Source organism: Mesorhizobium sp. M7A.F.Ca.CA.004.04.2.1 (assembly GCF_004022825.1).
Lineage (GTDB): Bacteria > Pseudomonadota > Alphaproteobacteria > Rhizobiales > Rhizobiaceae > Mesorhizobium.
Map to the genome: position 1 here is coordinate 1 of NZ_RZPH01001060.1, position 1,991 is coordinate 1,991.

The following is a 1,991-nucleotide window of genomic DNA, read 5'->3' on the forward strand; positions in this document are numbered from 1 at the left end:
CCGGCGGCACCCAGGAAGGGGACGGGCGGGGCGAGCCGCTCTATGAACCCGAGGCTCTCGCGGCCTTCGCAGATGAAATGCGCAGGGCTATTCCCGCCGGGGTCGAGTTCCACGAGATCGACGCTCACATCAACAGCGACGACTTCGTCGGCAAGGCGCTCGAGATATTCGACCGCTGGGTCGAGGAAGGCATCGTCCCGCGCGGCAAGCCGGCCAAGGGAGTGGCAGCGTGAGCGCTGTTCCCGCCCAGGCGCTTGTCCTTGATTTCGGCGGCGTCGTCACCCGGACGCTGTTCGAGACGCATGCCTTGACCGAACAGGCGCTCGGCCTTGCGCCGGGAACGCTGCAATGGCGCGGGCCGTTCGATCCGGACAGCGATCCGCTGTGGCGCGCGATGCAGGCCGACGAGATCAGCGAGCGCGACTACTGGCGCTCCCGCACCAGTGAGGTCGGTCGGCTGGTCGGCGAGGACTGGCAGGCGATGGAGACCTTCGTCCAACGAGCGCGCGGCGCCGAGCCGGAAAAGGTGGTGCGGCCCGAGGCCGACAGCGCCATTCGCACGGTGCATGCGGCGGGTTTTCGGCTGGCGATCCTGTCAAACGAACTCGACCTGTTCTACGGCGCCGATTTCCGCCGGCGGCTGCCGTTGCTCGGCCTGTTCGACCTCATCGTCGACGCCACCTATACCGGCATCCTCAAGCCCGATCCACGCGCCTATGCCTTGGTCACCGAGGCGCTCGGCCTGCCTGCCGGCGCTTGCGTCTTCGTCGACGACCAGCAGCGCAATGTCGATGGCGGCTCTGCTGCCGGCATGCGCACGGTCCATTTCGACGTCGCTCGCCCGGCTCATTCCTATGCCGAGGCCCTCGGTCATTTCGGCCTCGTCCCAGTTGCCTGAGATTTTTTTGCGGAGTCCTCTATGCGCGACATCAATTTTCTCACCGAAACCAACGCCAAGCCGATCTGGCACCCGATGGCGCATCCGGCCGAGATGCGGGCCAACCCGCCAAAGGTGATCATGAAAGGCGAGGGTGTGATGGTCACCGACATCGCCGGCAACACCGTGCTCGACGCCGTCGGCGGCCTGTGGAACGTCAATCTCGGCTACAGCTGCGACCCGATCAAGCAGGCGATCGCCGACCAGCTTTCGGCGCTGCCCTATTATTCCGGCTTTCGCGGCACCTCGACCGGGCCGTCGATAGAACTCGCCTACGAACTCTGCGAATGGTTCGAGCCAGAAGGCATGGTGCGGACCTTCTTCACCTCGGGCGGCTCGGATTCAGTAGAAACGGCACTTCGGCTGGCCAGGCAATACTGGAAGATCCGCGGCCAGGCCGACCGGACAAAATTCCTCGCCCTGAAGAAGGGCTATCACGGCACGCATTTCGGCGGCGCGTCGGTTAACGGCAACGCCAATTTCCGTCGCAACTACGAGCCTCTGCTGCCCGGCGTCTTCCACATTCCCGCGCCCTGGACCTTCCGCAACCCGTTCGATGAGACCAACCCAGCGCGGCTGGCGAAACTGTGCGCCAAGGCGCTGGAGGACGAAATCGCCTTCCAGGGCGGCGACACCATCGCCGCTTTCATCATGGAGCCGGTTCTCGGCGCCGGCGGCGTCATCGTTCCGCATGAGAGCTTCATGCCACTGGTGCGTGAGATCTGCGACCGCCACGAGATCCTGCTGATCGCCGACGAGGTGGTGACGGGCTTCGGCCGCACCGGCGCATGGTCGGGCTCGCGTCTGTCCGGCGTGAAGCCGGATTTCATGACCATCGCCAAGGCGATCACGTCAGGCTATTTCCCGCTCGGCGCGACCTTGATCGGCGGAAAAGTCGCCGATGTCTTCGAGGCCGACAAGACCAGTTTTGGTGCGATCGGCCACGGCTATACCTATTCCGGCCACCCGGTCGGCTGCGCGGCGGGTCTGGCGGCGCTTGCCGAGACCAAACGGCTTCGCCTGAACGAGAACGCGGCGGCACGGGGCGTCGAAC

The 1,991-nt window shown here is 65.2% G+C and carries 3 protein-coding genes; all 3 read left to right on the plus strand.

Features of this window, described 5'->3' with window-relative positions:
* A partial coding sequence (locus tag EN893_RS31240; RefSeq protein ID WP_206640208.1) for a Tm-1-like ATP-binding domain-containing protein occupies positions 1–233 on the plus strand: 233 nt, incomplete at its 5' end.
* Positions 230–898, plus strand: a complete 669-nt coding sequence (locus EN893_RS31245; protein WP_127266751.1) for an HAD-IA family hydrolase — start codon at positions 230–232, stop codon at positions 896–898. The genes EN893_RS31240 and EN893_RS31245, both read left to right, overlap by 4 nt.
* Before the next feature lie 21 nt (positions 899–919).
* A partial coding sequence (locus EN893_RS31250; RefSeq protein ID WP_128362065.1) for an aminotransferase class III-fold pyridoxal phosphate-dependent enzyme occupies positions 920–1,991 on the plus strand: 1,072 nt, incomplete at its 3' end.